Origin of the sequence: Collinsella aerofaciens (assembly GCF_015556945.1) — a bacterium.
Classification (GTDB): domain Bacteria; phylum Actinomycetota; class Coriobacteriia; order Coriobacteriales; family Coriobacteriaceae; genus Collinsella; species Collinsella aerofaciens_AO.
Genome location: NZ_JADNNH010000014.1, coordinates 45,224 through 60,859 on the forward strand (window position 1 = coordinate 45,224; position 15,636 = coordinate 60,859).

A 15,636-nucleotide genomic window follows, 5' to 3' on the forward strand; every position below is an offset into this window, starting at 1 on the left:
CCCACGTGCCGTATACTCTGGCTGGATGTGAAAACGGCTTGACGCGTTGCCAGACGTAGGGGGAGGGTGTCTCGATGAGCGTATTCGAAATTGTGTTTAGTCCGACGGGTGGAACGCAGAAGGTGTCTGGCCTTGTGGCCGGGGCACTGGACAAGAATACCGTTACCGTCGATCTGACCGATAGCGGGCTAGATTTCAGCGCTGTCTCGATGACTGAGGACGACGTGGCCGTAATCTCTGTGCCGGCGTATGCCGGTAGAATCCCGGCTGTGGTGGCTGACCGGTTGGGCATGGTTCACGGCAACGGAGCGCGGGCCGTTCTGGTGTGCGTCTACGGAAACCGCGCGTTTGAGGACACGCTCGTAGAGCTGGAGGACGTTGCGAAGCATGCGGGATTCCGGGTGATCGCGGCAGTTGCGGCCATTGCAGAACATTCCATTGCGCGACAGTTTGCTGCCGGTCGTCCGGATGCGCAGGATGCGGCGCAGCTTGCTGAGTTTGCTCAGCAAATTCAGCAAAAGCTGTTGGCTGAGGATGCGTCCGAGCCCTCTATTCCCGGCAATCGTCCTTATAAGCAAGCTGGAGGCCACAGTATGGTGCCCCATGCAACGGAGGATTGCGTCTCCTGCGGTGCTTGCGCTGCGTTGTGCCCTGTTCGAGCTATCGACAAGGACGATCCAAGGCAGGTGGATGGCGAGGCGTGCATCTCCTGCATGCGTTGCGTCTCCGTATGCCCGCAGAATGCCCGCAAACTTGACCCTAACAAACTTGCCGCCGTTACCCAGATGCTGAGCAAGGCTTGCGTCGAGCGCAGGGAATGTGAGATCTTCATCTAACGCAAGCGAGATTGGTGCATTGGGGTCAGGTTAATCTGCACCAAGTTGGTGCAAAGTAACCTGACCCCAATGCACCAGAGCGAGGAGTGTCCCTGGGTGCCGGCAGAAAAGGAACGTCCCTAAGTGCCGCATAAATACCGTTTATCGGAGAAAAAATACCGTTCGCCGGTCATAATGATTGTTCCGGCTTTGGGCTTGTCTACAAAAACCTCAGTGAAAAGAAATGCGGAAGGTTACCGAGTCCCTTGGACGTGGGCCTAACCAAAGTCTTTGATCGCGTGCGTCTCAAGGGGCGCATTCGATTGATTTTGGTTGGGCTATATTTATGAAGGGACATGCCACCATGGGTTTCTTTTCTCGCCTGATGGGCGGTTCGGATGAGCAGACGACTGCGGCTTCCGAGTTCGAAATCCTCGCTCCCGTTTCCGGCGAGCTTGTTCATCTGGAAAATACCAATGACCCTGCTTTTAGCAGCCGTGCCGTGGGCGATGGCGTTGCCGTGGTTCCCCAAGAGGGAACGGTGTGCGCTCCTGTTTCCGGCACCGTCGCGGCGCTGTTTCCGACTGAGCACGCGCTGGGCATCATGTCCGACGACAGCTCTGCTCAGGTGATGCTGCATATCGGAATCGATACTGTTAAGCTTGAGGGCAAGGGCTTCCACGCGCTTGTTGCCCAGGGTGACCATGTCGACGCGGGCCAGCCCCTCGTCGAGGTCGATTTCGACGCGGTCCGCGCCGCCGGCTTCGATCCCACGGTCTTCGTTATCGTGTGCGAGCGCTCGGAGAACTCGACTCTTCGTGAGCATGCTTCCGGCCCTGTTGCTGCTAAAGAGCCTGTCATCTGGCTTTCCGAGTAAATTTTTGTGGTGGGTACCGTGGTTATCAAGCGAGTTTTTAACAACAACGTCGCAATGGTCACTTCGGACGATGGCTCCGAGCTCATCGTCATCGGTCGAGGCCTCTGCTTTGGCCGTCATGCCGGCGATGCCATCGACGAGGCGTCGATCGAAAAGACCTACGCGTTGCAGGAGGGAACTTCTCAGGACTCGCGTACGATTGACCGCTTGGCACATCTTTTGGAGTCCATCCCCACCGTCAACCTCGTGATTGCCGAGGACATTGTTCAGATGCTCCGTCGAGAGCTCAATGTTGATATCAACGACAAGATTCTCATTGCTCTCGCAGACCATATCAGCCTTGCTTTGGAGCGCGAGCGCAAGGGCGTCTCCTGTGAGAATCCGTTGCTGCTCGAGATCCAGCAGTTCTATCGCAAGGAGTATGCACTTGCGGGCCGTGCGCTGCAGATTATCAAGGAGTATATGGGCATCCAGATGAGCGAAGAAGAGCAGGGTTTCATTACCTTGCATATCGTCAACGCCACCATGCCGCAACGCTCCGACCGTTTGATTGTTTCGGTCCAGCTTGTTCGCGACGTGCTCGCGATTGTTTCCGAGCGCTATGCTACGACCCTCGATGACACCTCGCTGCCTTACGAACGTTTCGTTCGTCACCTGCAGTTTTTCGCACAGCGAGCGCTCGATCCTACGGCAGGGCAAATCAACGGAGACGCGCTGTTCCGAATCGATGAAACGGCGTATCCCTGCGCATTCTCGTGCGCGGACGCCATAGCCGCCCACTTGTCGTCTACCTATAACGTTGTCGTTACCGATGCTGAGAAGAGTTATCTCGCATATCACATTGTTAACCTGCTTGGAGAACCTGGTCTCTAGGCATAACGTGCCCACACATCGATTGATATAAGGCAAGGCTCACGGTCTTGTCCAGGGCACATCTGTCTTAATTTGCGGAAAAGGAAGGGGAGTACCGCTATGACCGCAAAAAAGAAGTTCAATTTCAAAGCGCCGTTGGAGGTGTTCGCGAAGTCGATCGTTCAGCCGATGATGTATCTCTCGGTTGCCGGCATCCTGCTCATCGTGGGCATCATTCTGACCAACAAGACCATCTGCGCTTTGGTCCCCGTACTGGGCTCCGGTCCGTTCCAGCTTGTGGGCGCCGTTGTCTATCAGTCGCTGATGTTTATCATCAACAACCTCTCGATTCTGTTCTGCGTGGGCATCGCCGGCGCCATGGCAAAGAAGAACAAGGGCCATGCTTCGCTGATTGCCCTGATGTCGTTCTTCCTGTTCCTGCAGGCTAACAACATCGTGCTCAACGCCACCGGCTCTCTTGCCGATGCGAGCGGCATGCTCGGTCTTACCGGAACCGGCCAGGCCACCGTTATGGGCATTCAGGTGCTCGATACCGGCGTGTTCGGCGGCATTATTCTCGGTTGCATCACCGGTGCCGTGTTCAACAAGTACTCGAACAAGCAGTTCCCCATTGCCCTTTCGATGTTCTCGGGCGTTCGCTTCCCGTTCCTGATCATGATCATCATCTCCTGGATCATGGGCGCTGGCTTCTGCATCGTTTGGCCTCCGGTTCAGGGTGCCATCTCCTCAGTTGCCGGCATCATTAAGGAGTCGGGCAACATCGGCCTCTTTATCTACGGCATGCTCAACAAGCTGCTCGTTCCCACCGGTCTGCACCACCTCATCTACACCCCGTTCCAGTTCTCCGATGTGGGTGGCACCCTGACGCTGGGCGATCAGGTTATCGCCGGTGCCTACCCCATCCGTGTCGCCGAGATGGCAATGACGGGCCAGCCCTTCTCCGATAGCACCTACTTCAACAGCTACACCTTCAACAACCTGTGGCCCTACATCGGTATCGGTCTCGCCTTTATCGTCACCGCTTACAAGGGGAACAAGGATAAGACCAAGGCCGTTATCATCCCGCTGATCATCACCGCCGTGCTCTCCTGTGTCACCGAGCCCATGGACTTCCTCTTTGTCTTTGCCGCTCCCGTGCTCTTTGTCGTTCACTCGGTTCTTTCCGGCATCTTCCTGGTCCTGCTCAAGGTCCTCTCCGTGCCCGCTTCGACTGCAGGCGGCATCATCAACATCGTGGTTTCCAACCTGGTCCTCGGTGTCGACAAGACCAACTGGCCGGTTATGCTGGTGCTTGGAGTCGTTAACGCCGCTCTGTACTTCTTCCTCTTCACCTTCCTCATCAAGAAGCTCAACCTCCACACGCCTGGTCGCGAGGAGGAGTCCGAGCTCGCCGAGTCCGTTGCCGAGGGCGAGGCCGCCGCGTCTGTCGCGGTGAAGCAGGGCGCTGTTGCCGCGGCTCCCGCAGAGGGCGTCGATGCGGGCATTGCCGACCTGGTTGCAGGTCTTGGTGGCAAGGACAACATCGAGGAGCTCGAGAACTGCTTTACGCGTCTCCGCGTGAACGTTAAGAACCCGGACCTCATCAATGAGGACCTCATCAACCACGTGCCCAACAGCGGCATTAACCGCAACGGCAATAATATCCAGATCATCTTTGGCATGAAGGTCGCCGAGATGCGCGACAAGGTCGAAAACGCAATTGAGAAGGAGCAGTAAACAATGATCATTACTCTGTGTGGTGGCGGATCCACCTTTACCCCCGGCATCGTCAAGTCCATCGCCCTGCGCAAGGACGAGCTCGACGTTGACGAGATTCGTCTGTACGACATCAACGAGGAGCGCCAGCGCAAGATCGGCGTGCTCGTGGACTGGATTTTGCACGAGGACCTCGGCCTGGACATCAAGCTCACGGTGACCACCGACAAAAAGACGGCTTTTACCGACGCGAGCTTCGTGTTTGCCCAGATGCGCGTGGGCGGCTACGCCATGCGCGAGCAGGACGAGAAGATTCCGCTGCGTCACGGCTGCGTGGGTCAGGAGACTTGCGGTTGCGGCGGCCTTGCCTACGGCATGCGCACCATCTTCCCCATGGTCGAGCTGATCGATGACGTTGAGAAGTACGCCAAGAAGGACTACTGGATTCTCAACTACTCCAACCCTGCCGCCATCGTCTCCGAGGGCTGCCGCGTGCTGCGTCCCAACGCTCGCATCATCAACATCTGCGACATGCCGATCGCGATCATCGACGTGGTTTGCGCCGCGCTCGATATCGACAAGAAGGATGTCGAGTACGATTACTTTGGCCTCAACCACTTTGGTTGGTTCACCTCGATCCGCCACAAGGGCGAGGAGGTGCTCCCGCAGCTGCGCGAGTACATCAAGGAGCATGAGATTCTGCTGCCCGACTCTTACCTCAAGGGCATGGGCTCGCTCATGGCAAAGAAGCCCGAGGAGGCCGTCGACGAGCACCCCGAGCAGAACCGCCACACCAAGGGCAGCTGGTACTACGTCTGGAAGGGCGAGTACGAGATCATGGAGTGCTTCCCGGAGTACCTGCCCAACACGTATCTGAACTACTACCTGCAGCAGAAGGAGTTCGTCGAGCACTCCAACCCCGAGCGCACCCGTGCTAACGAGGTTGAGGAGACGCGTGAGAAGAACCTCTTTGATGGTATCGACCATTACGAGAAGACGGGCGAGATCGACGAGAGCACGTTCTATGCGGGCAGCCACGGCGACTGGATTGCCGATCTGGCTATCGCTCTGAAGAACGACACCAAGCAGCGCTTCCTGGTCATTTGCGAGAACAAGGGCGCCATCCCCAACATGCCCTACGACGCTATGGTCGAGCTGCCTGCCTACATTGGCAAGAACGGCCCCGAGGTCATCAGCCGCGACAACATTCCGCTGTTCCAGCAGGGCCTCATGATGCAGCAGCTGAACTCCGAGAAGCTCATTGTCGAGGCTACGATCGAGGGTTCGTACGAGAAGGCGCTCAAGGCCTTTACGCTCAACAAGACCGTGCCGTCGATGAAGGTCGCCAAGGAGGTTCTCGACGACATGATCGAGGCCAACAAGGGTTACTGGCCCGAGCTTAAGTAAAAGCAACAGGGTCGCTGGCCGCATGCCTGAAGCAATGCCCCGCCCACGTGATTGCGTGGGCGGGGCATTGTCGTTTGGTAACGCGTTTTATCAAATATGGCATTTATCTGCGGTAATGTTCTATTTCACCGCTGAGGGTGACATTTTATACCGCCTGCCGAACCGTATGGAGACCTCAAAACTTTTTAGGTCAGTGTTGTGCGTGTAGCAATTTCGCCCGGCCTCGCCTCCGGGCTGCCATGTGAGAGGGGATCTTATGGCTCGACTGCACGTAATGGAACGCAGCCACGCTCAGGCCGTCATGGACGACCTGCACGATGCACTCGGACGTCGTCTGGCGGTGAGTTCGCTCGCCCCGTGCCCCGTCGAGTTTACGGCGGCGCTCGTCAACCTGTGCTCCACCCAGAGCTGCGGCAAGTGCACGCCCTGCCGCGTGGGCCTGAGCGCGCTGAGCGACCTGCTCGCCGATGTGCTCGAGGGCCGCGCCGACGAGTCCACGCTCAACTTGATTGAGCGCACTGCCCGCACCATCTATCTTTCGAGCGACTGCGCCATCGGTTACGAGGCCGGTGCCATGGCGCTTACGGCTATCCGCGGTTTTCGCGACGATTTTGAACACCACATCCGCGAGCACTCCTGTGGCTTTGACCGCGAGGCCCGCGTCCCGTGCGTCTCGGGCTGCCCGGCGCACGTCGACATTCCCGGTTACATTTCGCTCGTCGAGGCCGGCCGCTATGCCGATGCCGTCAAGGTCATCCGCAAGAACAACCCGCTGCCGCTCGTCTGCGGTTTGGTGTGCGAGCATCCCTGCGAGATGCACTGCCGTCGCGGCATGGTCGACGATCCCATGAACATCCTCGCCCTCAAGCGTTTTGCCGTTGAGCACAGCGACCTCAATGATTACAAGCCCAGCGTGGCTGACAACACCGGCAAGCGCATCGCCGTGATTGGCGGCGGCCCGGCCGGCCTTTCCTGCGCCTACTACCTGGCCGTGATGGGCCATAAGGTGACGATCTTTGAGCAGCGTCACCACCTGGGCGGCATGCTGCGCTATGGCATTCCCAGCTACCGTCTGCCGCGCGAGCGCCTGCAGGCCGAGATCGACTGGATTTTGAGCGCCGGCATCGACGTGGAACTCGACCACTCCGTCAATGGCGAGGAACTTGCCCGCCTGCGCGACGAGTTCGATGCCGTCTACCTGGCCATTGGTGCCCACAGTGATAAGAAGCTCGGCCTTCCGGGCGAAGAGGCGCTCGGTGTGGAGTCGGCCGTCAAGATGCTGCGCGCCATCGGCGACGACGAGCTGCCCGACCTGAGCGGCCAGCGCGTGTGCGTCATCGGCGGCGGCAACGTGGCCATGGACGTGGCTCGCTCTGCCGTGCGTTGCGGCGCCGAAAAAGTAAGCATCGTCTACCGCCGTCGCATCTGCGACATGACGGCGCAGGATGCCGAGATTGCCGGCGCCCAGGCCGAGGGCTGCGAGGTTCTTGAGCTCACCGCACCGCTCGCTATCGAGATGGGCGAGGAAGGTCGCGTGAGCGGTCTGCGCGTGCAGCCGCAGATTATCGGCGAGCCCCGTCGTGGGCGTCCGGCCCCGCGTGCCGCCGCTACGTCCGAGCGCGTCATTCCCTGCGAGCGCGTGTTTGTGGCCATTGGCCAGGACATCGATTCCAAGCCGTTTGAGGAGATGGGCGTTGCCTGCAAGTGGGGCTGCGTCGTCACCGATTCGGATGGCGCCGTGCCTAACTTCGATGGCCTCTTTAGTGGCGGCGACTGCCAGACTGGTCCCGCCACCGTCATCCGGGCCATCAACGCCGGCCGCGTTGCTTCGGCAAATATCGACCGCTATCTGGGTTTTGACAACAAGATCAAGCTCGACGTTGAGCTGCCGACCGTGCAGTTTAAGGGCAAGCACGAGTGCGGCCGCTGCGAGCTGGGCGAGCGCGAGGCCGGCGAGCGCATCCACGATTGGAATCTGGTCGAGCAGGGCCTTACCGAGGAGGAGGCACGCCAGGAGGCAAGCCGCTGCCTGCGTTGCGACCACTTTGGCTTTGGCGCGTTCCGCGGAGGGAGGAACCTGGAATGGTAGAGCCCAACAACCCCACTGTCAGCGACAACACCGAAAGCGGAGCACTCAACATGGTCAAGCTCACTATCGATAATTGCGAGGTCATGGTACCCGAGCACACCACGATCCTGGACGCGGCCAAGTCCGCCGGCATCCAGATTCCCACCCTGTGCTACCTGCGCGATCTAAACGAGATCGGCGGTTGCCGCGTGTGCGTGGTCGAGGTTGAGGGCTGCGACCAGCTGGTTGCCGCCTGCAACAACTACGTGCTCGACGGCATGGTGGTCCACACTAACAGCCCCAAGGCCCGCGAGGCGCGTCGCACCAACGTGCAGCTGCTGCTGTCCCAGCACGACTCGCGCTGTACGAGCTGCGTGCGCAGTGGTAACTGCAACCTGCAGACCATCGCCAACGACCTGGGCATCTTCTATCTGCCGTACGAGCAGCACCTGGCGCGCGAGGGCTGGGATTTCGATTTCCCCATCATCCGCGATAACGACAAGTGCATCAAATGCATGCGCTGCATCAAGGTGTGCGAGAGCGTGCAGGGTTTAGGGATTTGGGATCTGACCAACCGCGCCACGCATACCGCCGTGGGCACCCGTGGGCGTGCGCCGATCGGCAAGACCGATTGCGTCGCGTGCGGTCAGTGCATCACGCATTGCCCGACGGGCGCCCTGCGCGAGCGCGACGATACCGAGACCGTGTTCGACGCTCTCGCCGATCCTGACGAGATCGTGCTGGTGCAGATTGCGCCGGCCGTGCGTAGCGCCTGGGGCGAGGAGCTCGGCATTCCGCGCGAGGAGGCTACCGTCGAGCGCCTGGCGTGCGCGCTGCGCCGCGTTGGCTTTGAGTACGTGTTCGATACTGATTTCTCGGCCGACCTCACCATTATGGAGGAGGGCTCTGAGCTGCTCGAGCGCCTGGGCGCCGCCGCTAAGGGCGAAGGCGACAGCCACGGCTGGCCCATGTTTACGAGCTGCTGCCCGAGTTGGGTGCGCTTTGTGAAGGCGCGCTATCCGGAGTTTGTCGACAGGCTCTCCACGTCAAAGTCGCCGCAGCAGATGTTCGGCGCCATCGCCAAGACCTACTACGCCAAGGTGCTGGGCGTGGAGCCCGAGCGCCTGTTTGTGGTGTCCGTTATGCCGTGCACGGCCAAGAAGGCCGAGTGCGCGCTGCCGAGCATGGTGGGCGAGGACGGCACGCCCGACGTGGACGTTGCGCTGACGGTGCGCGAGATGGTGCGCATGATCCGCGCGAGCCACGTGAGCGTGGATACGCTGGTTGAGGAGCCGCTCGATACGCCGCTGGGCTTTGGCACGGGTGCGGGTGTGATCTTTGGCGCCACGGGCGGTGTGATGGAGGCCGCCGTGCGCTCGGCCTATTACCTGGTGACGGGCAAGAACCCCGACGCGGAATTCTTTACCGATGTGCGCGGCCTGGACGGCTGGAAGGAGGCCGTGGCCGATATCGATGGCACCAAGGTGCGCGTCGCCGTGGCACACGGGCTGGGCAACGCCGCCCGCCTGCTCGACGCGATTCGCGACGGCCGCGTGAACTATGACTTCGTTGAGGTCATGGCGTGCCCGGGCGGCTGCGTCGGCGGCGGCGGTCAGCCCATCCACGACGGCTGCGAGCTGGCAGCCGAGCGCGGTCAGGTGCTGTGGGGCCTGGATGCCGCTGCGGACATTCGCTTCTCGCACGAGAATCCCGATGTCCAGGCGTGCTACCGCGAGTTCTTGGGCGAGCCGCTCTCGCCGCTGGCCGAGGAGTTGCTGCATACCGACCATCACGCTTGGACGATGCCTAACGAGGGGACGTGCTAGCGATGCGCGCGTTTGATTTTGAGCTGTCGCGCCGGGGGTTTGCCTCGGCGCTTGCCGCGGGTGCGCTGTCGCTTGCACTCGCGGGCTGTGGCGGCGGGGCTGCCGGTGCCGGGTCCGCCGCGGGCTCGGCTGCCACGGACGGCGCCGGTGCTGCTGCAGAGCCGGTCGAGGTGCGCGTCGCCTCGCTCAAGGGGCCGACCTCGATTGGTCTGGTGCAGTTTATGGACCGGGCAGCCGATGGCGAGACGGACAATGAGTTCGACTTTGCGATCAATACTGCCGCCGATGAGATTGTGCCCAAGGTCATTCAGGACGATATCGATATCGCCCTGGTGCCCGCCAACGTGGCGAGCGTACTCTACAACAAGACTGAGGGTGCGGTGCAGGTCATCGACATCAACACGCTGGGCGTGCTGAACGTGGTGACGGGTAACGCGGACGTTACTTTGTTTGGCGATCTGGCGGGCCATACTGTCTATATGACGGGCAAGGGCACCACGCCGGAGTACGTCATGAACTACCTGTTGGAGCGCGCGGGCCTGACCGGCCAGGTGGCGCTTGAGTTTAAGAGCGAGCCCACCGAGGTGCTCTCGGTGCTGCTTGCCGATCCGTCTGCCGTGGGCGTGCTGCCCGAGCCGTTCAAGACCGCTGCCATCGCAAAGAGCGAAGGCAAGCTGTCGGCGCCGGTGAGTCTGACCGATGTGTGGGATGAGCTGGCGGGCGACACGGGCTCCCGTTTGCTGACGGGCGTGACCGTGGTGCGTCGGGCCTTTGCCGAGGAGCATCCCGAGGCCGTGGCGGAATTCCTGAGCTGCCATGCTGCGAGCGTTGAGGACGTGAACGCGGCGCCGTCGGACTGGGCTCAGGCCGTGGTCGATGCGGGTATCGTGGATAACGCCGCGATTGCCGAAAAAGCGATTCCCGGGTGCATGCTCGTGTGCCAGACGGGGAGGGATATGAAGGCGGCGCTCGGTGGGTACCTGCAGGTGCTGGCCGATGCGGACGCGAGCGCCGTGGGCGGCAAGCTCCCGGCTGACGATTTCTACTACATGGAGTAGCCCGTGCGTGCGTTTGCTCGACAAATGGCAGAGCGTATGAAGGCGGTGGCGGCAGCAGGTGCCGTTGCCGCCTTTTGGCTTGCCGTGTGGGTGCTGGTGGCGGGTCTCGTGGCGCAGCCGTTGATTTTGCCGGGGCCGGGCGCTGTCGTGGTGGCGTTGCTACGACTGGTATGCGATGCCGGCACATGGGCGATTCTGGCAGGCTCGGGTGCGCGTATCTTGGGCGGGCTGGCGCTTGCCGCGGTGTGCGGCGTCGTGATGGCGGGAGCCTCGGTGCGGTCGCTGACGTTTGCCCGCTTGGTGGCGCCTGCGCTTTCGTTTGTTAAGGCGACACCGGTTGCCTGCGTGGTGGTCCTGCTGCTCATTTGGTTGGGGTCGGCGCGCGTGAGCATCGCCGCGGTCTTTTTGATGGCGCTGCCGGGCGTGTATTTTTCGCTGGCCGAGGGCTTGGCACAAGTGGATAAACCGCTGGAGCAGATGTTCCGTCTGCATGGCGTGCGCGGCTGGCGCCTGTTTTGCGTCCATACCTGGCGCGAGGTGCTGCCGTTTGTGCTTTCGTGCGCCCGCGCCGTGATCGGCATGAGCTGGAAGGCCGGCGTGGCAGCCGAGCTGATCGGCATGGCGGTGGGCACCGTGGGTGAGCGCATCTATCAGGCAAAGCTTTTGATTGAGACGGCTGATCTGCTGGCGTGGACCGTGTTGGTCGTTGCCGCCTCGTGGGCGTGTGAGCGCGTGCTGGTGTGGCTTCTGCGGGTTTCGGGGCCCGTGGCGTGGCGCGCGGCCGTGCGGGCGCATGGGCATGGACTGCGCGGGCGTGCGGGGGCTGCGAGCGATGGCGCTGCGGCGGAGCTTGCGCTTGCCGTGGGCGATCGCGCGCCGTGGGCTCCGGCACTGGACGGTCTGGCGCTCAACGTGCCCGCGGGCGGGCGTATCTGTGTGATGGGTACTTCGGGTGCGGGCAAGTCGACGCTGCTTGCGCTAGCGGCGGGGGAGTCCGCGCCGTGCTCGATGGTGTTTCAGGATGCACGCTTGGTCGAATCCGCCTCGGCGCTGGATAACGTGTTGGTGTGCGCCGATGCGCGCGTGGATGCTTCGAGCGCCGCGGCATTGCTGCGCCTGCTGGTGCCAGGGATCGACGTGCATGCTCGCGTGGCCGAGCTTTCGGGCGGGCAGCGCCGTCGCGTCGAGATCGCTCGAGTCCTGCTGTGCCCGGGCGGCGCCGTTATTCTGGACGAGCCCTTTACCGGTCTAGATACCGCCGCACGCGACGCATGCGCCGAGGTCGTGCTCGACCTGCTCGACGGCCGCATGCTCTTGCTCGCCACGCACGATGTCGCCGACGCTCAGGCCCTCGATATCTCGGACATCATCACGCTCTAAATACTAACTCAGCTACAAAATGATTCGTTTTCCTCCGTTCCCATGGGGTCGGGTGTGGTATTCTATCTGCGGGGTAATACTTAGGAATACCAAGTAATACCAACGCCGCAGAAACAAACTCCGGATGCGGGCCAATCGGGTTGCCTTCACAGCCCGTCGCCCAGCCGCGTGGCCCGCATCTATCCGCACTACCGTCGTTTCAAAAAGGAAGCGCCATGGCAGAACACATGACCCCCGTAGTCGCGAAGGTCTTGCCCGAGGAGAAGGCAGCCTTCGCGGCGGCAACTCAGCTCGTGGGCACCACGCCGTCCAACGCCATCCGCATGTTTATCGCCGCGTTCAATCGCTGCGGCACCTTTCCGTTTGACATCTCGCCCAACGGGGCCTTTGGCAAAGAGTGTCCTCAACAGCTAGTCGTTGAAGAACGTCCCCAATGACTAGTCGTCGGGAGGAGGTCGGCATGCTCAATGCGATGATTTGGGCGCTTGCCTGTTTTGGCGTCGTCGCTGCCGATATTGCCCTGAGCGTGGTTTTGTTTTCCGCTCTGGGCGTCGCGTCAGTGTTCATGGGTTTTTCGATCGATGACCTCGACATTCAATTGCTTCAGGCTGCCGCGCAGATGGCGTCGTTTTTGATGGCGCTGCTGTGGTGGCGTTATCTGTGGCCGCGTTCGTTTATGGCACGCCGGCAAAGCGAGCACCCGCTCGGCGGGGGAGCGCGTGGGGCGTGGAAACGCATCGCCTGCGTTATCGTGATTGGCCTTGCCCTGCAGGTGGTCGTTGGTTACGTGACCGACGCCGCGCTGTCGCTGTTGCCCGAGGCCGCGGCCGACTACAGCGAGCTTATCGAGGAAACAGGCATGGGCGACACCAGCTATCTCGCCGTCCTGACTACGGTGCTCGGCGCCCCATTTTGTGAAGAGCTGCTGGTGCGCGGCATTATTTTTGAGTTTTCGCTCCGAGCGTTTAATCCGCAGTGCCGCCCACTTTGGAAGCGCCGGCGTCGTGCGAGCGCGCAGGACGGCGCCATGGTGCCCTGGGCGGCCCCAAGTACGTGGGGTATTGCCGCGGCGATTGTGCTGCAGGCGGCAATCTTCGGTTTTATGCACATGAATTGGGTGCAGGGTTGCTACGCGGGTGCCGCCGGCCTCATCTTTGGTTGGGTGCTCGTGACGACCGGAAAGCTCCGCTACACGATCCTGCTGCACTTTGCCTTTAATGCCGGGTCGTATCTCATGACGTTGCTCTGGTTTGTGAACACGCCGCTCGATGTGGCAATTACGGTCGCTATCGCCGGCGTCATCCTCGTTGAGGCAATGCGTTCGCTGCGCCACGCGTGTGGGGTGGATGCAGCGAACGCACCGCTGCCCTAGTTGCGGCGACCGCCTCCGTTGGCACCCTGACGCCCCTGGGCCGCGCGGTTGCGGCCTGCGGTGTTCTGCGCACGCGACATGCCGCTGTGGCCCTTGCTGCCCTTGGGTCCCTTGCCGGCGGCGCCACCGTGGGCCTTGCCGCCCTTCTTGCCGGTGCCATGCCCGCCGCTGGCCGATGTCTCGCCCGGGCGTGGTGGCACGGGGCGAATCAGACAATGCTTGGTGTAGCCGATCAGGTCACGACGCCCGGCCTTTTCCAGTGCCTCGCGCACGAGCTTGTAGTTCTCGGGTTTGCGATACTGGATGAGCGCGCGTTGCATGGCCTTCTCGTGCGGGTCGCGCGCCACATAGATCGGCTCCATGGTGCGCGGATCCACGCCGGTGTAGTACATGCACGTCGACATGGTGGACGGTGTGGGGTAGAAGTCCTGCACCTGCTCGGGCATGTAGCCCATGTCGCGCACGGCTTCGGCAAGGTCCACGGCTTCCTTCATGGTCGAGCCGGGGTGGCTCGAGATCAGATACGGCACCACGTACTGCTTGAGTCCGTATTCGCGGTTCAGGCGTTCAAATTTACGGCAGAACGCGTCGTAGACGGCTCGGCTCGGCTTGCCCATCACACTCAGCACCGCGTCGCTCACGTGCTCGGGTGCCACGCGGAGCTGGCCCGAGACATGGTGCTCCAGCAGCTCGCGCAAAAACTCGTCCGAGGCGTCGGCCATGGTGTAGTCAAAGCGGATGCCGCTGCGGACGAAGACCTTCTTGACGCCCGGCAGCTGGCGCAGGTCGCGCAGCAACTGCGTGTAGCCGCTCTCGTCGACCACCATGTTCTTGCACACGCTCGGCCACAGGCAGCGCTTGTTCTTGCACACGCCGTGCTTGAGCTGCTTGTCGCAGGCAGGGCGGCTAAAGTTTGCCGTCGGTCCGCCCACGTCGTTGATGTAGCCCTTAAACTCGGGATCGCGCGTGAGCAGCTCGGCCTCGCGCATGATCGAATCGTGGCTGCGCATCTGCAGCACGCGCCCCTGGTGGAAGGTGAGGGCGCAAAATGAGCACTCACCAAAACAGCCACGGTTGGAGCTAATGGAAAACTTGATCTCGGCAAAGGCCGGCACGCCGCCTGCCACGTCGTAGTCGGGATGCCAATCGCGTGCGTAGGGGAGCTCGGCTACCTCGTCCATCTCATCGGTGGTGAGCGTCGCCGATGGCGGGTTCTGCACCACATAGACGCTGTTGGGGTAGGGCTCTACCAGGCGGTGTCCGGTGATGGGGTCCATATTCTGCTGCTGCACATTGAAGCTGCGTGCGTAGTTGAGCTTGTCGGCGGTAAGGTCGTCCCAGCTGGGCAGCAGGTCGTAGTCGTAGACCTCGTCGAGCGAACCCGTGCGGTAAACGGTGCCATTGATATAGGTAATCTGGTCGACGGGCAGTCCCGCGTCGAGCGCGTCGGCGATCTCGACGATTGCGTGCTCGCCCATGCCGTAGATGAGGATGTCGGCGCCCGAGTCGAGTAGTACCGAGCGCTTGAGCTTGTCCTGCCAGTAGTCGTAGTGGGCCAGGCGGCGCAGGCTTGCCTCGATGCCGCCGATAATGATGGGAGCGTCCTTAAACGTCTGGCGGATGAGGTTGCCGTAGACCGTGACGGCACGATTGGGGCGGTGACCTTCCTCGCCGCCGGGCGTGTAGGCATCGGTGTGGCGGCGGTGCTTGGTCACCGAATAGTGGTTGACCATGGAGTCCATGTTACCGGCGCTGACCAAAAAGCCCAGGCGCGGCTCGCCGAGCACGCTGATGCTGGCGGGGTCGGTCCAGTCGGGCTGGCAGATGATGCCCACCTTGTAGCCGTGCGCGTCGAGGACGCGGCTGATAATGGCCATGCCAAAGCTGGGGTGGTCCACGTAGGCGTCGCCGCAGATGTAGACAAAGTCGCACTGGTCCCAACCGCGCGCATCCATGTCGGCGCGGCTGACAGGGAGGAACTTATCGCGGCCCGGGCGCCAGGGGCGGACAGGCGCTGCCGGGGCATGAGTGGTGTGGCCGCTCTGGGCCTTACCGCCGCGCTTTTGCTGCTGGCCCTGTTTGCCCTGCTGACTGCGCTGGTTGTTCTGAGCGTGCTGAGGCTTTTTTGCCACGATCCCTCCCGGTGTTTGTATGCTGCACGTAATTGTAACCAGTCTTTTTGGGACGTGTCTCTATAGTTTTGTCAACCGCGTGCTTCGCGCCATTTCGGCATGACGCATCCGGGCGCCTGGCGCCCCCGCTTGG

At 61.6% G+C, this 15,636-nt stretch carries 12 protein-coding genes; 11 read left to right on the forward strand and 1 reads right to left on the reverse strand.

The annotated features are described in order from the left end of the window. Positions 1–74 precede the first annotated feature (74 nt). From I2F59_RS05500 to I2F59_RS05550, 11 genes are all read left to right on the forward strand, one after another. Positions 75–836, forward strand: a complete 762-nt coding sequence (locus I2F59_RS05500; RefSeq protein ID WP_195503509.1) for an EFR1 family ferrodoxin — start codon at positions 75–77, stop codon at positions 834–836. Between the two features lie 343 nt (positions 837–1,179). Next, entirely contained in the window at positions 1,180–1,692 is a 513-nt protein-coding gene (locus I2F59_RS05505) for a PTS sugar transporter subunit IIA (RefSeq protein ID WP_022094316.1), read from the forward strand. Between the two features lie 18 nt (positions 1,693–1,710). Further along, positions 1,711–2,565 (forward strand): PRD domain-containing protein, encoded by an 855-nt coding sequence (locus I2F59_RS10050; RefSeq protein WP_271755783.1) that lies wholly within the window; start codon positions 1,711–1,713, stop codon positions 2,563–2,565. A 99-nt stretch (positions 2,566–2,664) separates the two neighbouring features. After that, positions 2,665–4,281 (forward strand): PTS transporter subunit EIIC, encoded by a 1,617-nt coding sequence (locus tag I2F59_RS05515; protein ID WP_117769497.1) that lies wholly within the window; start codon positions 2,665–2,667, stop codon positions 4,279–4,281. Positions 4,282–4,284: 3 nt separating this feature from the next. After that, positions 4,285–5,667 carry a 6-phospho-alpha-glucosidase gene (locus I2F59_RS05520; protein WP_117769499.1) on the forward strand — a complete coding sequence of 461 codons (1,383 nt, stop codon included), beginning with the start codon at positions 4,285–4,287 and terminating at the stop codon, positions 5,665–5,667. A 256-nt stretch (positions 5,668–5,923) separates the two neighbouring features. Further along, positions 5,924–7,756 (forward strand): NAD(P)-binding protein, encoded by a 1,833-nt coding sequence (locus I2F59_RS05525; RefSeq protein WP_195503510.1) that lies wholly within the window; start codon positions 5,924–5,926, stop codon positions 7,754–7,756. Beyond that, a complete protein-coding gene (locus I2F59_RS05530) occupies positions 7,750–9,561 on the forward strand; it encodes a [FeFe] hydrogenase, group A (protein ID WP_229065358.1) in 1,812 nt (603 codons plus the stop codon). Before I2F59_RS05525 ends, I2F59_RS05530 begins: the two co-directional genes overlap by 7 nt. 2 nt (positions 9,562–9,563) lie before the next feature. Next, positions 9,564–10,619, forward strand: a complete 1,056-nt coding sequence (locus tag I2F59_RS05535) for an ABC transporter substrate-binding protein (protein WP_195503511.1) — start codon at positions 9,564–9,566, stop codon at positions 10,617–10,619. A gap of 3 nt (positions 10,620–10,622) precedes the next feature. Then, positions 10,623–11,999: an ATP-binding cassette domain-containing protein gene (locus I2F59_RS05540; protein ID WP_195503512.1), complete on the forward strand. Its 1,377-nt coding sequence runs from the start codon at positions 10,623–10,625 to the stop codon at positions 11,997–11,999. A gap of 215 nt (positions 12,000–12,214) precedes the next feature. After that, positions 12,215–12,436 (forward strand): type II toxin-antitoxin system RelB/DinJ family antitoxin, encoded by a 222-nt coding sequence (locus I2F59_RS05545; RefSeq protein ID WP_161144799.1) that lies wholly within the window; start codon positions 12,215–12,217, stop codon positions 12,434–12,436. Between the two features lie 23 nt (positions 12,437–12,459). Further along, entirely contained in the window at positions 12,460–13,371 is a 912-nt protein-coding gene (locus I2F59_RS05550; protein WP_195503513.1) for a CPBP family intramembrane glutamic endopeptidase, read from the forward strand. Here I2F59_RS05550 and I2F59_RS05555 read toward each other — a convergent pair. Next, on the reverse strand, positions 13,368–15,503 hold the full coding sequence (locus tag I2F59_RS05555; protein ID WP_271755786.1) for a YgiQ family radical SAM protein: 2,136 nt from the start codon (positions 15,501–15,503) through the stop codon (positions 13,368–13,370). The genes I2F59_RS05550 and I2F59_RS05555 overlap by 4 nt on opposite strands. Between the last annotated feature and the right edge of the window lie 133 nt (positions 15,504–15,636).

Bases quoted from the DNA above. Each gene is read 5' to 3' on its own strand.
- I2F59_RS05550 (WP_195503513.1), top strand. From the start codon at position 12,460: ATGCTCAATGCGATGATTTGGGCGCTTGCCTGTTTTGGCGTCGTCGCT.
- I2F59_RS05520 (WP_117769499.1), top strand. From the start codon at position 4,285: ATGATCATTACTCTGTGTGGTGGCGGATCCACCTTTACCCCCGGCATC.
- I2F59_RS05500 (WP_195503509.1), top strand. From the start codon at position 75: ATGAGCGTATTCGAAATTGTGTTTAGTCCGACGGGTGGAACGCAGAAG.
- I2F59_RS05545 (WP_161144799.1), top strand. From the start codon at position 12,215: ATGGCAGAACACATGACCCCCGTAGTCGCGAAGGTCTTGCCCGAGGAG.
- I2F59_RS05525 (WP_195503510.1), top strand. From the start codon at position 5,924: ATGGCTCGACTGCACGTAATGGAACGCAGCCACGCTCAGGCCGTCATG.
- I2F59_RS05530 (WP_229065358.1), top strand. From the start codon at position 7,750: ATGGTAGAGCCCAACAACCCCACTGTCAGCGACAACACCGAAAGCGGA.
- I2F59_RS05515 (WP_117769497.1), top strand. From the start codon at position 2,665: ATGACCGCAAAAAAGAAGTTCAATTTCAAAGCGCCGTTGGAGGTGTTC.
- I2F59_RS05535 (WP_195503511.1), top strand. From the start codon at position 9,564: ATGCGCGCGTTTGATTTTGAGCTGTCGCGCCGGGGGTTTGCCTCGGCG.
- I2F59_RS05505 (WP_022094316.1), top strand. From the start codon at position 1,180: ATGGGTTTCTTTTCTCGCCTGATGGGCGGTTCGGATGAGCAGACGACT.